Genomic DNA, 17,472 nt, shown 5'->3' on the forward strand with positions numbered 1-17,472 from the left:
GACCTTGCGGCCCCCTCGCCTTGCATGTATTAAGCCTGCCGCTAGCGTTCATCCTGAGCCAGGATCAAACTCTCCATTGTAAATATTTGTATTCAGTCTAGCCATTACATAAAGTAGCTAACTAGCTGTTGTTGTACTTGTCTCATACAACGCTGCTTGCATTACTTGCTCTTTTCTCACTAAGCCAAAGAACGTTGCTCGTCAGGACTTCTTCCTTCTGAACTAGTTGGTTAAGACCGTCTGTCTTACCTGTGTATTATAGCAGCTAAGCTGCTTTTTTACTCTTTACTCTTAATTTTTCACTCTCAACTTCTCACTCATTTCCTGAATGGGAGTGCAAAAGTAGTAGAAGCTTCTCTTATTTCCAAACAAGAGGCCGAAAATATTTTCTGAGATTTTCTTCTCTGTCTCAGCCTTTCTGGCTTATGTATATCCTGCTGGATTGTTTCAGACACCTCAATCGCTTCGTGGAAGTGGAGCCAGGAAGACTGGCTGCTTTACCTTCATGGCGCCTTATTATAACGGCGCTGGTGCTTGGTTTAGTTCCTCCTAATGGAGAACTTTTTGCTTCACTACTACGTGGGTTTTTGGTGCCCCGGCCGGACCGTCTGTCCTGCCTGCTTCCCGTTGATTGGGAGTGCAAAAGTAGTAGGTCCACCACATCTTCTGCAAGTGTTTTAGCAGATATTTTTTCAGCGTTTACACAAGTACCTCATACGGTGAGGGTAAAGCGGCTGATGGGCTTTTACTTCCCTGTCGGAGCCTAAGAAAGAACATCGGTAGATGCTCTGGTAGTTCCTTAGCTCGGGAAGTTTTTGTAGGACTTTCTCTTCTTATAGGAGAAAGGGCCCCGATTTAGTAGCGGGACCAGAAGTATAACAAGGGTTACTCTTCGTGAAGTTCCCCTTGAAATAAAGATTTCTTAGAGGTTTCACATCGCCAGAGGACTGGGAAGATAACACTAGTGTTACTTCCCCAGGTCCTTGCCACTGGCTTTGTAAGGGAGTCCTTGTAGCCGAAGAAAGGCCCCTGTCTTTGTTGGACAAGGGCCTTCTCGTTTAGGTAATATGGTAACGCCGCTGGTAGGGCTTTTGGTTCTCGTTCGCAGAAGGTTTTTCTAAACTTTACTGGTCATTGCTCTTGAAATATTCCAGCACGTGGATTTTCAGTAGTAGTTCCTGCGACAGGAGGTCTCCGGCGGGTAAGGGTGTGACCAATCGCCAGTGTGGCCAGCCGTCGGCATCCGTACCTTCATATTCATAGTACCCGGATACGCTAAGGATCTTACAGATGCCAATATGCATCAAATCCTGCTTTTGCTCTTTTGTAAAATGCTTTATTCCCTGGCCCAGCTCCTGTACTCCTATCAGGAACAGGACGCTGTTCAAATCACCGGGGCGTTTGCCTATGTTTTGTTCCAGCGTATCCAGTAGTTGTTCCCACTGGACATCTAGTGGCTGTTCGTCTTCCATTATGATAGTGATTCTTCTGATGACAGAGCCTCCCAATATTCAAAGGCACGGCGCAAATGAGGGATAACAATAGTACCGCCAATCAGTGTAGCAATAGAGAATACCTCCTGCATCTGCTTATCCGATACGCCCAGCTCTTTGCATTTGCCTAAGTGGTACTTAACGCAGTCGTCGCAACGTAAGACCATCGAGCAGGCCAGGCCGATCATTTCTTTGGTGACCTGATCTACTTCACCGGGAGCATAGCAATTGGTATCCAGATTAAAGATTCTTTTCAAAATAAGATTGTCCGAATCCATAATCTTATCATTCATCCGGCTGCGGTAGTCATTGAAGTCTTGTACAAGGCTCATAGTATCTGGTTGTAGTTTTATGGTCTGTCTAAATTTTAAACTGTATTTTCCTAACGGTTTGGGTCGATAAAGAGTTTACCAGGGATGAAGCTATCGCGTTACTGGTCTGATTTCCTGGATCTTCTTTTTCCGCGCTGCTGCGAAGCCTGTGGCAAGGCGCTGGTAGGCACGGAGGAAACAGTCTGTACCTCATGCCGGATCACGCTACCCCGCCTGAGTCAGGATAGTATCATCAGCACTTCGGTGAAAAGCAAGTTCATAGGCAATCCTGACGTACAAGACGCTTTTGCTTTTCTGGTATTCACAAAAAAAGGAAAAGTACAGGAGTTACTACACGCTCTTAAATACAAGGGTAACCAGGAGGTGGGCAGGTTACTGGGTCTGATGTACGGGCAGGAGCTGATAGAGCAAAATCAGCTGCCGCCGGCTGACCTGATTATAAGTGTACCGTTGCATCCCCGAAGGCTAAAAGAAAGGGGGTATAACCAAAGTGATGCTTTTGCGAAAGGACTTTCGGAAGCAACGGGGATTCCGTGGTCGGGAACGGTACTGATCCGTACCCGCTATACCAGAACGCAGACCGGCAAAAGCAGGGTGGAACGCTACGAGAACATGAGCGGCGTATTCAGAGTAGAGCAGAAAGAGGCGGTTGAAGGTAAGAAGGTCATACTGGTAGATGATGTACTTACCACCGGAGCTACCCTGGATGCCTGTGTAGAAGCCATGAAAGGCCTGAATTGTACGGTGTATATAATGACAATAGCCGCCGCTCAAATCTGAGCGGCGGCTATTGTCATTATTATAGTATCAGATCTGTCTGGTCTTATTTGTTACGACCGGTGGCGATCATGGCGCAACGGAAACCTACCATAGCGGTAGCAGAATCCTGATCCATGAAGCGACGGGTACCTGGAGATAGCCAATAGGCTACGTCAGACCATGAACCTCCTTTGTATACACGCAGGCGGTCACTCACCAGAGAGTTGCTATTCTTGGTATCGTAATTTTTCTCTTCGTCCATGTAGCCATCGCGACGCAGTGAGTTCAGGTCGGCGAAGTCCATGTAAGAAAGAGGACGGTATACGTCATACACCCACTCATTTACGTTACCAGCCATATCGTACAGACCGTAGTCATTGGCAGGGTAAGAGCGTAGCTCTTGGGTAATGATGGCACCGTCGTTAGAACGACCCGCGATACCGGCGTAGTCACCACGACCACGCTTGAAGTTGGCTAGCATAGTACCTTGCTTACGGCCGCGAGGCTGACGTACAGTAGAGCCATCCCAGGGATAGATACGCTGGTTAGACTGGTTTTCGTCAGCATACTGAGTACCAATCATACCTTTGGCGGCGTACTCCCATTCGGCTTCTGTTGGAAGGCGGTAAGGAGGTAGCACGTAGCCACTTTCTACTGAAAGTTGTGCAGGATCGGAAGCAGCGGCGGTTTCAGCAGCAACTTCTGAATTCTTCCTCTTACCCAGTGAGAAGCCTTTTTTCTTACCATCAATGGTAGTACCCTTGCTGGCCATCGACTGATTCACGGCATTGGAGCGCCATGTACAGTAGTCATTAGCCTGTACCCATGATACACCTACTACCGGATACAGACGGAAGCCCGGGTGACGCAGGTACATGGTTACGTACGAGTCATTGAAGGATAGGGGGTTGTACCATACAGCAGTGTCAGGAAGAGCCTTACGATAAAACTCCTCAGAAGAGTCGCGCTGAACGGCATCCAGATACTCAAGGTAGTGAATGTTAGCGACCTCGGTTTCATCCATATAGAAGGACTGAATACTAACGGTACGCTCCAGGTTGTCACGAGTGTTCATAACATCCTCTTCCAGCGATCCCATTGTAAAACGACCTCCTTCAATGAACACCAGGTCAGGACCGGCCGGTAAAGCTTTGTATTGCTTCACCTCAAAACCATCCTCTGTGTTATACGACAAGCCAGTTTTAGAGCTGGTTTTGCCTGGCTTTAGACTAGTTGGCTCTTTTTTCTTACAGGAGCTGGCAACTGCCAGAACCATAAGTAGTAACGCCAGCGACCGGATACCAATACTACGCATGCAAGTCATTGCTTTTATTGTGGCTTTTATAATTAAAGGTACTTTTCAAATTGTAACAAACAACAAATATAAATTACTGATCTAACTAATTGCGAAAAATTAATTTACCTGCTCATTTCCTGAAGTAGCTGGTGAGCCTGGTCCAGACTTTTAACTTCGTAGCAGGTAAGTATCAGCTTGCCTTTCACATCTTTCAGCGAGCTTTGCTTCGGATGCTTCTGTATATAATCAATTATATTGCCAAACTTGGCTGACTGATAGAAGTTGTCGTTCTGGGATGAAACGAAGTAGCCTTTCATGGTATTGTTTTTCAGCGTCAATTTTTCAAAGTGAAGGCTTTCGGCTTCCCAGCGCAAGCGAACTGTCTTGAGGAGGTCCTTGACCTCTTTCGGCATCGGACCAAAGCGGTCGATGACTTCGGCCTCGAAGGCAGCCAGTTCTTCCTCATTCTTAGTGTTGTCAAGACGAGTATATAACGAGAGTCGCTCCGAAATATTTTTCACGTACTGATCTGGAATCAATACGGCAAAGTCCGTTTCGATCTGACAGTCGGGCAGCAGGTCCTGAGGTACGCCCAGTGCTGTGGCAAACAAGTCTTTAAATTCTGTTTCTTTCAACTCTTTTACCGTCTCGTCCAGGATCTTGTGGTACATCTCGTAGCCCAGGTCGTTGACGAATCCACTCTGCTCCGCTCCTAACAGGTTACCGGCACCACGGATATCCAGGTCACGCATAGCTACCTTGAAGCCATCACCCAGCTCAGAGAACTCCTCCAGGGTCTGGAGGCGCTTGCGGCTATCATTGGAAAGTACCGAGATAGGCGGTGTAAGCAGGTAACAGAAAGCCTTGCGGTTGGAGCGTCCGACGCGTCCGCGCATCTGGTGCAGATCCGAAAGGCCAAACATGTGTGCCGAGTTAATGATGATGGTATTGGCATTAGGTATATCAATACCTGACTCGATGATATTGGTCGAAACCAGAATATCATACTCCCCTTCAATGAAGCGCATCATGACCCGCTCGAGCTGCTCGCCTTCCATCTGGCCGTGGGCTACCCCAATGCGGGCATCCGGTACCAGTCGCAGGATAATATTGGCAATGGACTCAATATCGTTGACGCGGTTATGCACAAAGAACACCTGGCCCCCCCGGTTGACCTCGTAGCTGATAGCATCCCGGATAAACTCTTCGTTGAACACGTGTACCTCTGTGGTCACGGGCTGACGGTTAGGTGGCGGCGTAGCTATGACAGATAGGTCACGGGCACCCATCAGCGAGAAGTGAAGCGTACGCGGAATAGGCGTAGCAGTAAGCGTCAGTACATCTACGTTTACACGCATTTCCTTCAGGCGATCTTTTGCCTTTACCCCAAACTTCTGCTCTTCGTCGACAATAAGCAGGCCCAGGTCCTTGAACTTCACGTCCTTGTTCAGGATGCGGTGGGTACCTATCAGAATATCGATCTTGCCTTCCTCCGCCTGCTTCAGAGTATCCTTGATTTCCTTAGTTGACTTAAAACGGTTGATGTACCCTACCCGTACCGGGAAGTCGGCCAGTCGCTCCGCGAAGGTCTTGTAGTGCTGCATAGCCAGGATAGTAGTAGGTACCAGTACGGCCACCTGCTTACTGTCACATACGGCTTTGAAGGCCGCCCGAACGGCTACCTCTGTCTTACCAAAGCCTACATCACCACACACCAGTCGATCCATTGGATACGGCTTTTCCATGTCGTCTTTAACATCATTGGTAGCCTTAGCCTGATCGGGGGTATCTTCGTAAATAAAGGAAGATTCCAGCTCGGCCTGCATGTAGTTATCGCGGGAGTAGGGAAAGCCCTGCGCCTCGCGCCGCTTGGCGTACAGCGATATAAGCTCGTGGGCAATATCTTTGAGCTGCTTCTTAACGCGTGATTTTTTGTTTTCCCAATCGCCCGAGCCCAGTTTGCTCATAATAGGCGGGGCACCTTCCTTACCGGTGTACTTGGCGATCTTGTGCAGGTTGTGCACACTCACGTACAGCAGGTCGTTGTCGCGGTAGATGAGCCGGATGGCCTCCTGTTCTTTGCCGCCTACGTCCACTTTCTCCATACCCGCAAAGCGGCCAATGCCGTAGTCGACGTGGGTAACGAAGTCGCCGGGCTGCAGAGACCGCAGCTCCTTAAGGGTGATGGCCTTGGACTTACTGAACTTCTCCTTCAGGCGGTACTTATGGTAGCGGGCAAAGATCTGGTGGTCGGTATAGCAGACCACTTTGAGCTGCTCATCCACAAACCCCTCACGTAATGATATGTTGAGCGGCTGGAACTTGATATACGGGTCCAGATCCGCAAAGATGCGTTCCAGACGGTCGAGCTGCTTGGGCTGCTCGGCGGCTATGATATTTGTAAAGCCTTTGGACTGATTCTCGGACAGATCATCGATCAGTCGTTTGAAATCTTTATTGAACGAGGGCTGCGGCCTGGATGTATAAACGGTCCGGCTTTCATTCTTGAAATAGAAACGACGCCCGAACTCCACCGTCTTGAACTTCTTGATGTGGTTCAGAAAGGTACGACGCGTCTCAAACAAATCCTGCGGGTTAGACACGATCTGGATACCTCCTCCCGTGGCGGCAGCAAGGGCCTGCTCGGCTTTCTCAAAACAGTTTTCGATGATCTCGAGGGTCAGCTCCGTATCCTTAAACCACAGGGCCGCGTGGTCGGGCAGGAAGTCCAGGAAGGGCTCACGGGTTTCGTAGGTGAGCTTCTGCTGAATATCCGGAATAATATTAATCTGCTGCACGGTCTCGACCGATAGCTGCGTATCCGGGTCGAAGGAGCGGAGGCTCTCTACCTCATCACCGAAGAGTTCGATCCGGTACGGGTATTCGCTGGCGTAGGAGAACACATCCAGAATACCTCCACGTACCGAGAACTGCCCCGGCTCAAACACGAAATCCGTCAGCTCGAAATCATAGCCGTTCAGAAACTCCGTCAGGAAGGTTGGATCGAGCTTCTCCCCTACCTTTACCGAGAAGGTATTGGCCAGCAGGGAGCGCTTATTGATTACTTTCTCAAAGAGTGCTTCGGGATAGGTAACGATCTGCAAAGGGCCGGGCTTGGCAACATTCAGCTTGTTCAGGATCTCGGCACGCATCAGCACGTTGGCGTTATCTACATCCTCGTACTGGTAGGGGCGCTTGTAAGAGGTCGGATAAAAGAGTACCTCTTCCTTTCCGAGCAGGTTCTGAAGGTCGTTCTGGAAATAAGCGGCTTCTTCGCGGTCGCTCAGGATGTACAGGGCCGGCCGTGGCTGCTTTTGGTGTAGAGCGGCTGCTACTACAGCATCCAGGCTACCGATGAGGCCCTTAATCTGTACGTGTGCGTCGGCGGGAGAGTTAGATTCAATCTTATTTGCAAGAAGCTGTATGTAGCTGTCTCCGCCGTATAGGGTTATGAAATCTTTTACTTCCAAGGGACTAGTATTGTATATAGTAATAAGGACGCAGGATAAAGAGCCAAAGGCTAACAGTTACTAAGGAGGCCGCTGACCATATGATCCTGCTGCTTTAAATCCGAAATAAAAACGCGAAAAGCCGACGGGCGCTTTTTTCCCGTCGGCAGAAGAGTAACAATGCTTTTTTTACTTTTGTTGCACCTTACCGGTTCTAAAACACAAAATTAACATACAAACCTTTAGATGCTCGACTGGCTGAACCAAACCCTCTCCCTGGCAGGACTGACTACTACTCCTCTCGAAATATTTGGCTTCGTTACGGGCGCTATTTGTGTATACCTCAACACCCAGCAGAACGTGCTCGGATGGCTGTTTGGGATCATCAACGCGGTACTTTACGCGGCAGTATTCTGGCAGGTGAGGCTCTATGCCGATATGGGGCTGCAGGGGTACTACTTTGTGACGAGTATCTATGGCTGGTGGATGTGGCTCTACGGGGGCGAGAACCGGCAGGAACTACCCGTAACACCTACACCACGGACGCTGTACGGTATTTTTTCGGCCCTGTTTGTGGCAGCTACCCTGCTGTGGGGCTTCCTGCTCAACCGCTACACCGATGCCAGCCTGAGCTACCTGGACTCAGCCCTGACGGCAGCCAGCCTGATCGGGCAGTGGATGATGGCCCGCAAGTACCTCGAAAACTGGCTGGTGTGGATTGTGGCTGATGCCTGCTACGTAGGCATGTATGCATACAAGGGCCTGCACCTGACGGCCCTGCTATATGTGGTATTTCTGGCTCTGGCCCTGATGGGGTACATTCAGTGGAGGCGCGCCATACTTAACGACCGACGTTAGTCGAGCGTACCAAAGGGAATTTCCTGGTCTTCGAGTAAAGTACGGATACGGGGCGTGTCCTCTATCACAATCAACAGCTCTTTGCGTGATACGTCCTCTTCTTCCTCCTCGTCCATCCATTTCCAGTCTTCGGCGGTAGCATCCAGCAGGTCGATGATCGTCAGGAGGCGGTCGTCAGACTTTTCGCGTGAGAGCCATTCATTGCTGTTACGGATGTAGATGGCTACTTTATCTTCTTCAATCCACTCCAGATCATTGATCATTTCATCAAACGACTCCAGATCGTGGCTGAACTCTTCCGGAAACTCCAGCGACTGGGCTATCTGCTCGTAGAAGGCCTTTAAGGTAGTGGTCTGTTTTCCATCTATAACCGCGACATACCACCCGGGCAGAACAGTGACTGGATTGACTTCGGTTTTGGCGAGTAGAAAGTTAGTTTTTTCCATAGGTACAAAGTAGCATGAGTTGAAAGCCAAAGATATTTAAAAAACCAAAAGCCCGTCCGTATGTGTTGGAGGGCTTCTGGATCATATACAAAAGGTTAATTCAATGAGAAAAGTGGGAGCCTTAGTGCTACCATGTTATGGAACATCAGTTCTGAAATGGCAAGGTCCATGTAGTCAATGAGTGGAAACTCTGATAAAATGGACATCACTTCATACTCACTATCGGCCTTTACGATGCACCAGAGTTTGGAGCGATCTTCGGCCAAAGCATAAGATGTTAGTACTCCCTGCTCCATCATCTCGTTTACTTTCTGACGCTGGGCAGGTATTTTCTCAGCAAATCCCTCCGTCATAACCTCTGTAAGTGCGATCTCTACCATGTATTGGCTCATATGATGACAAGGTTAATTGTTAGAATGTGGCATTTGCCAGTACATTATTAACAATATTTAGCTCGTCGTCGTTGATGGAATGGCCAAAATTTTTGTAAAGCTTTGCTAATACGTTAGCTTTCATGTTTTTAAATATAGTCTCTGACTCAAGTACCCGTTCCTTTGGGATGTGGGAGTCGATATCACTGCATCCCAGAAATATGGGAGTACCTTCCAGAGTACCTTCGTAGTTGCGGGGAGTTCCTTCCGGGCCAATGAGGCCGCCACTCAGGCCAAACACCCCCCCGTACGACTGAGGATGACGAGCAGTATACTCCAGCGCCAGACAGGCTCCCTGCGAAAATCCCAGCAGATAGATGTCTTTGTAGGCAAATCCGTACTCGTTGTGCAGGCGATCCACCAGCGTGCGTACTACTTCCAGGCCGGATGAAAGTCCGGGTTCATTCTGGGCCATGGGCGCCAGGAACGAGTAGGGGTACCAGGTGTTTTGAGAAGCCTGGGGGGCTATATAGGCCATATCGTCGGCCTGGAGGTACTCAGCCAGCGACAGGATGCTCTGAGCAGAGGCGCCCCGGCCGTGTACCATCACCATAGCTCTTTTGGCTTCTTCGAGCCTGGCTCCGGCAGTAGCTATATTATCAGGATTATGTACCATAGGTAGGTAGTTAGCGAGTAGCTATAGTTTCTTTATGTAAGACAGGGAAAGAGTGAATACCCCTCCCCTGCCTGTATGAGCTGTATAGTACCGGGTTATTTGGCTTCGGCTACAATCTTGGGTAGCTGCGCCTCAAGTTGTGCACGCCGCGGCTCGTACCATTCGGGTAGTTTGAGCGTAGTACCCAGCTCGGCTACGGGCTCATCAATGGCAAAGCCCGGAGGATTGGTAGCAATCTCAAACAGGATTCCACCCGGCTCGCGGTAGTAGATACTGTGGAAGTAGTTACGGTCCAGTACGTGCGTAGGATTATAACCTTCGGCTAGTAACTTCTCCCGAATCTCGAGCTGCGTATCGTCTGATTCGGTGGCAAAGGCCAGGTGATGTACCGAGCCTGCGCCCTGTAGTGCTCTTACGTCTTTGGGCGAAAAACGTACGTCTACGTAGGAGCCGCTACCACCCGCACCCGCCTGGAACCGGAACAGGTCGGTCTCTTCCGCTACCAGTGTATGCTGCATCACATCGGTAAGCAGAGATACGGTATCATCCAGCCGGAACTCGTTGAGGGTAACGGTATGGAAGCCACGGATCGAGTGCTCCTGTGGTATCTTGCCATTGTTCCAGCCTGGGCGTTGGTCTTCGCTGTTGGCTACCAGCTCTACTCCCATACCATCGTAGTCTTCGAAGCGCAGGTAGTTTTCATTGAATCGCACGTAGGGGCCGCTAAATGGTATATTGAACTGCGTGAGCCGGTCCATCCAATAGTCCAATGAACCTGCCGGTACCGAAAATGCGGTATAGGTCAGTTGTCCTCCTCCTTTGCGTCCGCGGGATAGTCCGGCGTAGGGGAAGAACGTAAGTATAGAACCTGGTGAGCCTACTTCGTCGCCGTAGTACAGGTGGTAGACGTCGGGCGCGTCAAAGTTGATGGTCTTTTTGACCATACGTAGGCCGAGTATACCTACGTAGAAGTCGACATTGCGCTGGGTATCGCTAGCCAGTGAGGTGACGTGGTGGATGCCGTTAATCAGTGTGTTCATAGGGATGAGAGATTATATGTTATTACATTTAATGTAAATACATACAATTGATTGGTTTAGTTCATTCCACCTGCCCGATCTTTTCATACAAGTGTAGCAGTACCGAAATTAACCCCAGGTGGTAATAAGATGGTACAAACCACAGCCCGAAAGGTACGATCAATTATAGGTACTCTATCAGGAGGTAACAAATTTGGCTCTTCAATGTTGTTTACTTAGTAACATACCCTACTTTTGCAGCTCAAAATCTCATAAGGGGTGCCCTACCTGACGGGCTGAGATCATACCCATAGCACCTGATCCGGATAATGCCGGCGAAGGGAGAGAAAGCTAATCAAGCTCTTGTAGCAACAGACCTACCTCTGCGGCAACTATCGTTCGTTTAGCTGATTTCATTTAAAGTACATTTTACCAAAGGATGGGTTGGCCCCTTGCCTGTTCGTTAACTAGTAATCGCAATGCGAAAAGTTACGATCTATCTTTTTATGCTGACAATGGGATTATTGTCAGCCCTTACTACCCTGGCTCAGGTGACTGTTACGGGCCAGGTGATTGATGCCGAAGCCGGAGGCCCACTGCCTGGTGCAGCCATTCGGGCTGGTGAGGTACGTGGTACCACTACCAACGAGTCCGGCCGTTTTACTCTCACCAATATTCCTGCCAATGTAGAGGTACTGGAGGTATCCTATGTAGGCTTTGAGACGATACGGCTATCGGTAGCTTCTGCCCAGGCCACCTCTCCACTAACCATTCGACTCAACCGCAGCATATTTGCGGCGGATGAAGTAATCGTAAGTGCTACGCGGGTCAATGAGCGTACGGGTATGGCCTACACCAACGTAGGAGCCGAGGCTCTTAACAAGCAGAACTTCGGACAGGATATACCAGCCCTGCTCAACTTCACCCCTTCGCTGGTAAGTACTTCCGACGCGGGAGCAGGTGTAGGGTATACGGGTATTCGTATCCGGGGTACCGATGCTACCCGCATCAACGTAACCATCAATGGGATACCGTATAACGACCCCGAAAGCCAGGGCGTATTCTGGGTGAATATGCCGGATTTTGCGTCTTCTGTCAGTAGTGTTCAGATCCAGCGCGGGGTGGGTACCTCTACCAACGGAGCCGGTGCCTTCGGGGCCACCGTTAACGTCAATACCAGTGAATTCAGGGCTGAACCTTACGCGGAGCTGAACAACTCTTTCGGCTCATTTAACACCCTGCGTAATACCATTAAGGCCGGAACGGGACTCCTGAATGGAAAATTCACGGTAGATGCGCGCCTGTCGCGTATTGCCTCGGATGGCTTTATTGACCGCGCTTCTTCCAACCTGAAGTCATTCTACCTGTCGGGCGGGTACTTCGGCAAGAAAAGCTTCATCCGGTTCAATGCCTTTTCGGGTAAAGAGCTTACGTACCAGTCGTGGTATGGTACTCCCGAGTCGCGGCTGCGGGGGGATCGCGAAGGTATGCTGGCGTACATCGAGCGTAACGGCCTCAACGAGCGTGATGCCCAGAACCTGCTCAATTCAGACAGCCGTACCTACAACTACTATACCTACGACAACGAGGTGGATGACTACCAGCAGGACCACTACCAGCTGGTATCGTCACACACGCTCAGCAACAACTGGACCCTTAACCTGAACGGTTTTCTGGTACGCGGCCGGGGCTTCTTTGAGCAGTATCGTGATAATGACCGGCTGAGGAATTATAAACTACCGGATGTAGTGATCGGCGAGCAGACCATCAGCCGCACCGACCTGATCCGTCGCCGCTGGCTCGATAACTACTTCTACGGTACTACCTTCTCGCTGGATTACAACAGCTTCAAAAAGCTGACGGCTAACTTAGGCGGGGGACTTAACTACTTCGATAATGATCACCATGGTGAAGTAATATGGGCGCGCTACGCCAGCACCGGCAACATCCGTCACCCCTACTACTACAACCGGGGGCAGAAAACAGACTTCAACCTCTACGGCAAGGTATACTACCAGCTGACGGAGAAGCTGAATGCCTACGGAGATGTACAGGTACGTACCGTGGATTATATCGTAGCCGGTGATGACAATCAGCGTCGCCAGCACGATTTTGATGAGCACTTTACCTTCATCAATCCTAAGGCGGGTCTGACGTACCAGCTGTCGGAGACCAGTACCGCCTATGCCTCGTATAGCATCGGTAACCGCGAGCCCAACCGAGACGACTTCACCGAAGCTACTACCGATATCCGGCCCGTGGCCGAAACGCTGCGGGATCTGGAAGCTGGCTTCCGAACGCAGCGCGGACGCTGGGCATTTGCGGCCAACTACTACTACATGAACTATAAGAATCAGCTGGTGCTGACCGGGCAGGTCAATGACGTAGGTAACTCTATCCGTGTGAATGTACCCAATAGCTACCGGATGGGTATTGAGCTGGAAGGTGCCGTAGCACTGAGCAACCGGTGGAGATGGAACGCCAATGCTACCTTCAGCCGGAACAAGATCGCCAACTTTACGGAGTACATCGTAGACTACGACAACGGCGGCTACCAGACCATCACCCACGGCAACACGGATATATCGTTCTCACCCAACCTGATCGCAGCCAGCCAGCTTTCGTACCTACCCACGAAGAATGTGGAGCTGACCCTGCTGACCAAGTACGTAAGCAAACAGTACCTGGATAATACGTCCAACGAAGGCCGTCGCCTGGACCCGTACCTGACCAACGACATCCGCCTGACCTGGACGCTCACGCCGTCATGGTCCAAGCAGCTGGTGCTAAAGGCACTGGTGAATAACGTCCTGAACGAGCAATACGAATCGAATGGCTATACCTACGGGTACATCGCCGGTGGGCTTGTCCAGGAGAACTTCTACTACCCGCAGGCCGGCCGTAACTATATGATCGGTGTAGATCTGCGGTTCTAACCACAACACATTGATAAGCTAGTATCTTAGTAACTTGAAGCGCCGGCAGGTACCTGTCGGCGCTTTTTTATCAACAACTAGTCGCGAACAGCCAATGACGCTTAATGTCAAAGTAAAACCCGGAAGTAAGCTGGATCAGCTGTATTATGATGAGCAGGGGCTGCTGAACGTCAGGATCAAGGCACCGGCTCAGGATGGTAAGGCCAACGACTATCTGGTAAAGTACCTGGCCAAACAGTTAGGGCTGCCCAGATCGTCGGTAGACATAGTATCAGGATTTACCAATCCGCACAAGCGTCTGGAAATTGAGGCAGCCGAGGAAGTCGTGAGAGTGCGACTCGCTGCTGTATGCGGCTAACTCCTACCGCAGCCGCCTGATCAACGTACTGATATAAGTTAGCTCGCCTACGTGTAGGCCCTCGTGCAGCATCAGGGATACGATCTGCTCACCTACCGTAGTACCTCCCGGAAAGTTGATGGGGCTGTTGCTTTGCCAGTGTTCCTGCGACACCTCACTAAGTAGCTGCTGGATCTGCTCGCCCCGTTGCAGGAAAGCAGCTATGATCTCCTCCAGCGGGGGATAGATTTCAGCGGTCTGGATAGAGGAGCCAAAGCTGAATAGGGTGGTTTCGTTTTCCAGCTTTTGCAGAGGTTCGTTGGGACGCAGCAACTTTATACAGCTATTGCGAAAGAAAGCCAGGTGCCCCATCTCCCATAGCAACGAGTTAGCGGAGCTGTAAGGACGAAAGAGCGCCTCGGCCTGAGTAACCCCCTCAGTGGCCTTAGCGACTTTATGGTTGTGGTACTTGATGCTTTTCAGAAGAAATAGTGAATCCATATCCATATAGGTGTGGTCAGAATTATGACAAATTGATTGTAGTACTACTTAGTATTGGAGCGCTGCTTGGGTACCCAGGCCCATACCGCTTCCACCAGAACAGGCTCCTTGCCTTCGGCGTCTACGACCTTCACTTCTACGGTCGTTTCTCCTTTGGGGGTACTCCGGATCAACTGAATCTGCTCATCGGTCAGGTGGGCGGTAGCTTGCATAGCTCCCTTGGAGCGTTTCACAAAATCAGCCTTGATGCTCTTGATCACCGGTACCGAATCATCCGCTACATTCATACCCACTACCATGCCCGAGGCTGTTTCGGCCAGCAGGATCATAGCTCCGGCGTGTATCTGCTTGATGTGGTTCTGTACCTTCTTCCGGTTAGACAGCGCTACCACCACTTCCCGCTCATTCATGGTCTCAAACCGGATGCCGGTGGTACCTACATACCGTACTACATTGCCAATAGCGTACGAAAGCATGGGCATGCGTAGTGGTTTTGGCATTTCCATAAACCGCCGTACGGTGCGCTGAAGATCATTAGTGAACTGGGTACTCATAGGGTCAGGATCAATTAGAGGGGAAATCTAACTAAAATTTATTAAAAGATTTGGTTGGCGGGGGCAATCCCTTTCTGACTACCTTTGCAGTATGAACTTACAGAATGACTTACTATTAAGGGCGGCGCGAGGCGAAGAGGTAGAGCGTACGCCTGTATGGATGATGCGTCAGGCGGGCCGTATACTGGCTGAATACCGGGCTGTACGCGAAAAAGCGGGTAGCTTTATCCAACTGGCTACAACGCCTGAACTCGCCGCTGAGGTAACTATCCAACCTGTAGACTTACTGGGTGTGGATGCCGCCATTATATTTTCGGACATCCTGGTAGTACCCGAAGGCATGGGCCTCCCCTACGAGATGGTGGAGCAGCGCGGACCGGTATTTCCACGGACGGTACGTACCTCCGCCGATTTGGATCAGCTGCGTGTAGCCGATCCGGAGGGAGACCTGGGGTATGTACTAGAGGCTATCCGCATCGTGAAGCGTGACCTTAACGGACGGGTACCTCTGATTGGCTTTGCCGGGGCGCCTTTTACGATCTTCTGCTACATGACCGAAGGCAAAGGCTCCAAGACATTCTCCGTAGCCAAAAAGCTACTCTATACAGATCCGGAGTTCTCCCACGCCCTGCTTCAGAAGATTACCGATAGTACCATTGCCTACCTGAAAGCGCAGGTAATAGCCGGTGCCGACCTGGTACAGATCTTTGACTCGTGGGCGGGTATCCTGTCACCGGACCAGTACCGTACGTACTCCCTGCCCTACATCAAGCAGATATGTGATGCGATCAATGAAGTACCCGTAACAGTATTTGCCAAGGGCGCTTTCTTTGCCCGTCAGGAGATTGGCGAGCTGAACTGCCAGGTAGTAGGTCTGGACTGGAATATGGATGCCGCCGAGTCGCGCCAGCTCATTCCGAACAAGACCCTGCAGGGCAATCTGGACCCGTGCGTACTGTACGCTACCTACGATCAGATCCGGGCGGAGGTGAAGAAGATGGTCGATACCTTCGGTACCCAGCGCTACATCGCTAACCTGGGGCACGGTGTATACCCCGATACCGATCCGGATAAGGTACGTTGCTTCATAGAGGCGGTAAAGGAGTTTTCGGCGAAGTAGTCGTCAGGAAGGGTCCCACATACCGGCCTCCACTACCTCCAGCACATGCCCGTCGGGGTCGTCGAAGTAGAAAGAGCGGGCGCCACGTGCCCATACTTCGTGGTGGTACACATTGATACCCTGTTCCTGAATAGCCCGGAGCAGGGTATCATACTGTCCGGCGGGTGCTTCAAAAGCAATGTGCTGCCTGCCTTCGGCGTAGTGCGGAGGCGGCGACTGCTTGGCCCGAGATACCTCCGGCAGGAAACATAGTAGTACAGAGGTACCCGCCCGGAAAAACACGTGGCTACCCTCTACCACGGAAATAACCTCCAGCCCCAGGAGGCCCTGGTAGAAGGCACGAGATTGTTCCAGATTGCTAACATACAGGCAGGTTTCCTTGATTTGAGTAAACTGCATAGCTGGCAGGGGTAAGTGGGATTTGTGTTCCTAGAATAACCAGGTTGGCAGCCGAGTGTTATGAAGATACAAAAGAAGCTCTTATAAAGATGAGATATCTGCTCAGGTTAAAGCCAAAACAGCAACAGAAACTATGAAACAAACCGATAAAAGGCCTGTTAGTAAATGCGTATTCCTGGATCGGGACGGCGTCCTCAACGAAGAAATTGGTGACTATATGCACCGGCTTGAGGACCTGGTGATACCGGATGGAATGGCGGAAGGGATAAAGATGCTGAAAGAGGCAGGTTACCTACTCATAGTAGTGACCAACCAGGCGGGTATTGCTAAGGGAATGTACGGAAAAGAAGCTGTACACGCTATTCACCAGCGGATGCAGGAAGAGTGCGACAGCCTGCTGGATGATATTTATTTTGCCCCCCACCACGAACGTCATACCACCCGCTCACTGTCACGTAAGCCGGAGTCGCTCATGATCGAGCGGGCTATGGCCAAGTACAATATAGATCCGGCTCAATCATGGATGATTGGCGATCGGGCGCGTGATATGCAGGCTGGACAGAAAGCAGGCTTACGTACCATACACATCCTGACCGAGGGAGATACCCCGGCGGGTGATTATACGGCACTTAATCTGCTGGAAGCAGCACGTCTGATCGTTGAGCAGGGAGCTCAGCCAAAGGCTTAGGCGCGCTGAGGAGAGACTGCTTTCTCCACTTTATGCGTAGAGCCATAGGCCGGGCACACCTTACGGGCGCAGGACGACATCCACAACATTCCACCAACAGCCGCTAGTAATAACACCTTTTTCATCGTAAGAAGTATAGTTAGAGATATATCAGGTTGGATTTGAGACACAAAGATAATGCCATAAACATAAAAGTAGAGTCAGTACCGTAAGTCAGTACTGACTCTTTTTATATAA

The 17,472-nt window shown here is 50.5% G+C and carries 18 protein-coding genes, 1 rRNA gene and 1 riboswitch; of the genes, 6 read left to right on the forward strand and 13 right to left on the reverse strand.

Going from position 1 to position 17,472, the window contains the following annotated elements:
* The 3 genes from JTN23_RS23935 to JTN23_RS23945 form a co-directional block, all read right to left on the reverse strand.
* Positions 1–80: ribosomal RNA gene (locus tag JTN23_RS23935) — 16S ribosomal RNA — on the reverse strand; the annotation flags it as partial.
* Positions 81–1,124: 1,044 nt separating this feature from the next.
* Positions 1,125–1,472: a hypothetical protein gene (locus JTN23_RS23940; protein WP_247237626.1), complete on the reverse strand. Its 348-nt coding sequence runs from the start codon at positions 1,470–1,472 to the stop codon at positions 1,125–1,127.
* Positions 1,472–1,825, reverse strand: a complete 354-nt coding sequence (locus JTN23_RS23945; protein ID WP_247237627.1) for a carboxymuconolactone decarboxylase family protein — start codon at positions 1,823–1,825, stop codon at positions 1,472–1,474. The genes JTN23_RS23940 and JTN23_RS23945 overlap by 1 nt, the downstream gene beginning before the upstream one ends.
* A gap of 84 nt (positions 1,826–1,909) precedes the next feature.
* Between JTN23_RS23945 and JTN23_RS23950 the strand changes: the two genes are divergently transcribed.
* A complete protein-coding gene (locus JTN23_RS23950; protein WP_247237628.1) occupies positions 1,910–2,605 on the forward strand; it encodes a ComF family protein in 696 nt (231 codons plus the stop codon).
* A gap of 43 nt (positions 2,606–2,648) precedes the next feature.
* Here JTN23_RS23950 and gldJ read toward each other — a convergent pair whose 3' ends face one another.
* The gene (gene gldJ, locus JTN23_RS23955) at positions 2,649–3,899 is read right to left on the reverse strand and encodes a gliding motility lipoprotein GldJ (protein ID WP_247237629.1); all 1,251 of its coding nucleotides are present in this window, start codon (positions 3,897–3,899) and stop codon (positions 2,649–2,651) included.
* Between the two features lie 104 nt (positions 3,900–4,003).
* Positions 4,004–7,351, reverse strand: coding sequence for a transcription-repair coupling factor (gene mfd / locus JTN23_RS23960; RefSeq protein ID WP_247237630.1), 3,348 nt, complete (start codon positions 7,349–7,351; stop codon positions 4,004–4,006).
* A gap of 225 nt (positions 7,352–7,576) precedes the next feature.
* On the opposite strand from mfd, the gene pnuC reads away from it, so the two are divergent.
* Positions 7,577–8,188, forward strand: a complete 612-nt coding sequence (gene pnuC, locus JTN23_RS23965) for a nicotinamide riboside transporter PnuC (RefSeq protein WP_247237632.1) — start codon at positions 7,577–7,579, stop codon at positions 8,186–8,188.
* Here pnuC and JTN23_RS23970 read toward each other — a convergent pair.
* The 4 genes from JTN23_RS23970 to JTN23_RS23985 all read right to left on the reverse strand — a co-directional run bounded on the left by JTN23_RS23970 (position 8,185) and on the right by JTN23_RS23985 (position 10,721).
* Positions 8,185–8,634, reverse strand: coding sequence for a barstar family protein (locus JTN23_RS23970; protein ID WP_247237634.1), 450 nt, complete (start codon positions 8,632–8,634; stop codon positions 8,185–8,187). The two genes, pnuC and JTN23_RS23970, sit on opposite strands and share 4 nt — an antisense overlap.
* A 95-nt stretch (positions 8,635–8,729) precedes the next feature.
* A complete protein-coding gene (locus tag JTN23_RS23975) occupies positions 8,730–9,026 on the reverse strand; it encodes a muconolactone Delta-isomerase family protein (RefSeq protein ID WP_247237635.1) in 297 nt (98 codons plus the stop codon).
* Positions 9,027–9,045: 19 nt separating this feature from the next.
* Positions 9,046–9,681 carry an alpha/beta hydrolase gene (locus JTN23_RS23980; protein ID WP_247237636.1) on the reverse strand — a complete coding sequence of 212 codons (636 nt, stop codon included), beginning with the start codon at positions 9,679–9,681 and terminating at the stop codon, positions 9,046–9,048.
* A 95-nt stretch (positions 9,682–9,776) separates the two neighbouring features.
* Entirely contained in the window at positions 9,777–10,721 is a 945-nt protein-coding gene (locus JTN23_RS23985) for a ring-cleaving dioxygenase (RefSeq protein ID WP_247237637.1), read from the reverse strand.
* Between the two features lie 244 nt (positions 10,722–10,965).
* Positions 10,966–11,061: riboswitch (TPP riboswitch) on the forward strand.
* Between the two features lie 118 nt (positions 11,062–11,179).
* Here JTN23_RS23985 and JTN23_RS23990 point away from each other — a divergent pair.
* Together JTN23_RS23990 and JTN23_RS23995 are read left to right on the forward strand one after the other, a co-directional pair.
* A complete protein-coding gene (locus JTN23_RS23990) occupies positions 11,180–13,636 on the forward strand; it encodes a TonB-dependent receptor (RefSeq protein ID WP_247237638.1) in 2,457 nt (818 codons plus the stop codon).
* A 94-nt stretch (positions 13,637–13,730) separates the two neighbouring features.
* Positions 13,731–13,994, forward strand: coding sequence for a DUF167 domain-containing protein (locus JTN23_RS23995; protein WP_247237639.1), 264 nt, complete (start codon positions 13,731–13,733; stop codon positions 13,992–13,994).
* A 3-nt stretch (positions 13,995–13,997) separates the two neighbouring features.
* On the opposite strand, the gene JTN23_RS24000 is transcribed toward JTN23_RS23995, so the two are convergent.
* Positions 13,998–14,474 (reverse strand): DinB family protein, encoded by a 477-nt coding sequence (locus JTN23_RS24000; protein WP_247237640.1) that lies wholly within the window; start codon positions 14,472–14,474, stop codon positions 13,998–14,000.
* 44 nt (positions 14,475–14,518) lie between these two features.
* On the reverse strand, positions 14,519–15,028 hold the full coding sequence (locus JTN23_RS24005; RefSeq protein ID WP_247237641.1) for a DUF4442 domain-containing protein: 510 nt from the start codon (positions 15,026–15,028) through the stop codon (positions 14,519–14,521).
* 91 nt (positions 15,029–15,119) lie between these two features.
* On the opposite strand from JTN23_RS24005, the gene hemE reads away from it, so the two are divergent.
* Entirely contained in the window at positions 15,120–16,148 is a 1,029-nt protein-coding gene (hemE, locus tag JTN23_RS24010) for a uroporphyrinogen decarboxylase (RefSeq protein ID WP_247237643.1), read from the forward strand.
* Positions 16,149–16,151: 3 nt separating this feature from the next.
* Here the strand turns inward: hemE and JTN23_RS24015 are convergent, their stop codons facing one another.
* The gene (locus JTN23_RS24015; protein WP_247237644.1) at positions 16,152–16,547 is read right to left on the reverse strand and encodes a VOC family protein; all 396 of its coding nucleotides are present in this window, start codon (positions 16,545–16,547) and stop codon (positions 16,152–16,154) included.
* Between the two features lie 94 nt (positions 16,548–16,641).
* Here JTN23_RS24015 and JTN23_RS24020 point away from each other — a divergent pair, with 94 nt between their 5' ends.
* Positions 16,642–17,235, forward strand: a complete 594-nt coding sequence (locus JTN23_RS24020) for a D-glycero-alpha-D-manno-heptose-1,7-bisphosphate 7-phosphatase (protein WP_310586746.1) — start codon at positions 16,642–16,644, stop codon at positions 17,233–17,235.
* Here JTN23_RS24020 and JTN23_RS25895 read toward each other — a convergent pair.
* On the reverse strand, positions 17,232–17,360 hold the full coding sequence (locus JTN23_RS25895; protein WP_262918654.1) for a hypothetical protein: 129 nt from the start codon (positions 17,358–17,360) through the stop codon (positions 17,232–17,234). The genes JTN23_RS24020 and JTN23_RS25895 overlap by 4 nt on opposite strands.
* Positions 17,361–17,472: the final 112 nt, after the last annotated feature.

Origin of the sequence: Telluribacter roseus, from assembly GCF_017355915.2 — a bacterium.
Taxonomy (GTDB): Bacteria; Bacteroidota; Bacteroidia; order Cytophagales; family Spirosomataceae; genus Telluribacter.